Here is a 2920-nt window from a genome sequence, read left to right as displayed (position 1 = left end):
CCTTCAGGTTATGAGCCTGACGAGCTACCGGGCTGCTCCACCCCGCGATGGTGAGAGTAATGATTTTGCGTTGATTATATTTTGTGAGGGTAGACTGGAAGACCTGGCGGCGACCGACTTTCCCGCGGCTTAAGCCGCAGTATCATAGGCGCTGGGGGTTTTCACGGCCGAGTTCGGGATGGGATCGGGTGGAACTCTCCCCGCCATGGCCACCAGGTCATCCAGACCACCCTTTTGGGTGTATGGATGCGGTTGGTGCGTCTGGTTGTGTGTGACGTGGTTATGGATGATTTCTGTGCACGGGCTATCCGTAAGGATAGTGTGAGAGTGAGCCTATTGGGTGATTAGGACCAGTTAGCTGCACGTGTTACCACGCTTTCACATCTGGCCTATTAACGTGGTGGTCTACCACGACCCTCAGGGAGATCTAGTTTTGAGGTGGGTTTCCCGCTTAGATGCTTTCAGCGGTTATCCCGTCCATACTTAGCTACCCGGCGGTGCCGCTGGCGCGACAACCGGTGCACCAGAGGTATGTTCATCCCGGTCCTCTCGTACTAGGGACAAATCCTCTCAAATCTCCAACATCCACGGCAGATAGGGACCGAACTGTCTCACGACGTTCTAAACCCAGCTCACGTACCACTTTAATCGGCGAACAGCCGAACCCTTGGGACCTGCTCCAGCCCCAGGATGTGATGAGCCGACATCGAGGTGCCAAACCTCCCCGTCGATGTGGACTCTTGGGGGAGATCAGCCTGTTATCCCTAGAGTACCTTTTATCCGTTGAGCGATGGCCCTTCCACGCGGGACCACCGGATCACTATGGCCGACTTTCGTCTCTGCTCGAGCTGTCACTCTCGCAGTCAGGCGGGCTTATGCCATTGCACTCAACAGCCGGTTTCCGACCGGCCTGAGCCCACCATCGCGCGCCTCCGTTACACTTTGGGAGGCGACCGCCCCAGTCAAACTGCCCACCATACAGGGTCCCGGACCAGGCTTACTGGCCGCGGTTAGACATCAGAAAAATTCAGGGTGGTATTTCAAGGATGGCTCCACGGGAACTGGCGCCCCCGCTTCAAAGCCTCCCACCTATCCTACACAGAATGTCTCTGATGCCACTGTAAAGCTACAGTAAAGGTTCATAGGGTCTTTCCGTCTGACCGCGGATACCCCGCATCTTCACGGGGAATTCAATTTCGCTGAGCCGATGCTGGAGACAGCGGGGAAGTCGTTACGCCATTCGTGCAGGTCGGAACTTACCCGACAAGGAATTTCGCTACCTTAGGACCGTTATAGTTACGGCCGCCGTTTACCGGGGCTTCAATTCAGTGCTCTCACACCTCCTCTTAACCTTCCGGCACCGGGCAGGCGTCAGACCCTATACGTCGTCTTTCGACTTCGCAGAGTCCTGTGTTTTTACTAAACAGTCGCTACCCCCTGGTCTGTGCCACCCACATATGGTTGCCCAAATGCGGGTCTCGCTTATCCCGAAGTTACACGAGTAATTTGCCTAGTTCCTTCAGCATCGTTCTCTCAAGCGCCTTGGTATGCTCTACCAGTCCACCTGTGTCGGTTTAGGGTACGGTCTATACGCCAGAGCTATTTCCTGGAATGCTCCAAAAGCCGGTTCAATCCGTTAAGAACCAACAACATATCGCATTCGTCACTTCTGGCAGGTTCAGGAATATTCACCTGATTCCCATCGACTACGGCTTTCGCCCTCGCCTTAGGGGCCGACTAACCCTGCGTGGATTAACCTTGCGCAGGAACCCTTGGACTTTCGGCGACAGTGTTTCTCGCACTGTTTGTCGCTACTCATGTCAGCATTCGCACTTCCGATATCTCCAGAAGGGGTCACCCCGCTTCCTTCACAGACCTACGGAACGCTCCGCTACCGCGCATACATAGTATGCACCCACAGCTTCGGCACGTGGCTTGAGCCCCGTTACATTTTCGGCGCAGGGTTTCTAATTAGACCAGTGAGCTATTACGCTTTCTTTAAAGGATGGCTGCTTCTAAGCCAACCTCCTGGTTGTTTTGGAATCCCCACATCCTTTCCCACTTAGCCACGATTTAGGGGCCTTAGCTGGTGGTCTGGGCTGTTTCCCTCTCGACAATGGACCTTAGCACCCACTGTCTGTCTGCCAGGCTAAACTTCCGGGTATTCGGAGTTTGGTTGGGTTTGGTAAGGCTTTGGGCCCCCCTAGCCCATCCAGTGCTCTACCCCCCGGGGTCAACACCTGACGGTCTACCTCAATAGATTTCGCGGAGAACCAGCTATCTCCGAGTTTGATTGGCCTTTCACCCCTAGCCACAGCTCATCCCCGACTTTTTCAACAGGCGTGGGTTCGGCCCTCCAGTGCGTGTTACCGCACCTTCAGCCTGGCCATGGCTAGATCACTCGGTTTCGGGTCTTCTGCCAGCAACTATGCGCCCTATTCAGACTCGCTTTCGCTACGCCTACACCTATCGGCTTAAGCTCGCTGCAAACAGAAACTCGCTGACCCATTATACAAAAGGTACGCCGTCACCCCATAAGAGGCTCCGACTGCTTGTAGGCATTCGGTTTCAGGTCTATTTCACTCCCCTCGTCGGGGTGCTTTTCACCTTTCCCTCACGGTACTTGTTCACTATCGGTCACCAGGGAGTATTTAGGCTTGGAGGGTGGTCCCCCCATGTTCAGACAGGGTTTCACGTGCCCCGCCCTACTCAAGGATCTTTAAAAGCACTACGCATACGGGACTATCACCCACTATGGCCAACCTTTCCAGATCGTTCTGCTTCTCTTCCAAAGACCACTGGCCTGTTCCGCGTTCGCTCGCCACTACTAGCGGAATCTCAATTGATGTCTTTTCCTCCAGGTACTGAGATGTTTCAGTTCCCCGGGTTCGCCTCATCACCCTATGTATTCAGATGATGA

Annotated in this window: 2 rRNA genes (1 of these 2 only partly in view); both read right to left on the bottom strand. The window is 54.5% G+C overall.

The features are described from left to right. Nucleotides 1-101: 101 nt before the first annotated feature. A 5S ribosomal RNA gene (rrf, locus tag PY793_RS13955) occupies nt 102-217 on the bottom strand. Nucleotides 218-323: 106 nt separating this feature from the next. Then, a 23S ribosomal RNA gene (locus PY793_RS13950) occupies nt 324-2920 on the bottom strand (it continues 145 nt past the right edge of the window).

Source organism: Acetobacter fabarum (assembly GCF_029069195.1).
GTDB lineage: Bacteria > Pseudomonadota > Alphaproteobacteria > Acetobacterales > Acetobacteraceae > Acetobacter > Acetobacter fabarum_A.
The sequence above is the reverse complement of the archived record's forward strand: the minus strand, read 5'-3'. Positions and strand labels throughout refer to the sequence as shown.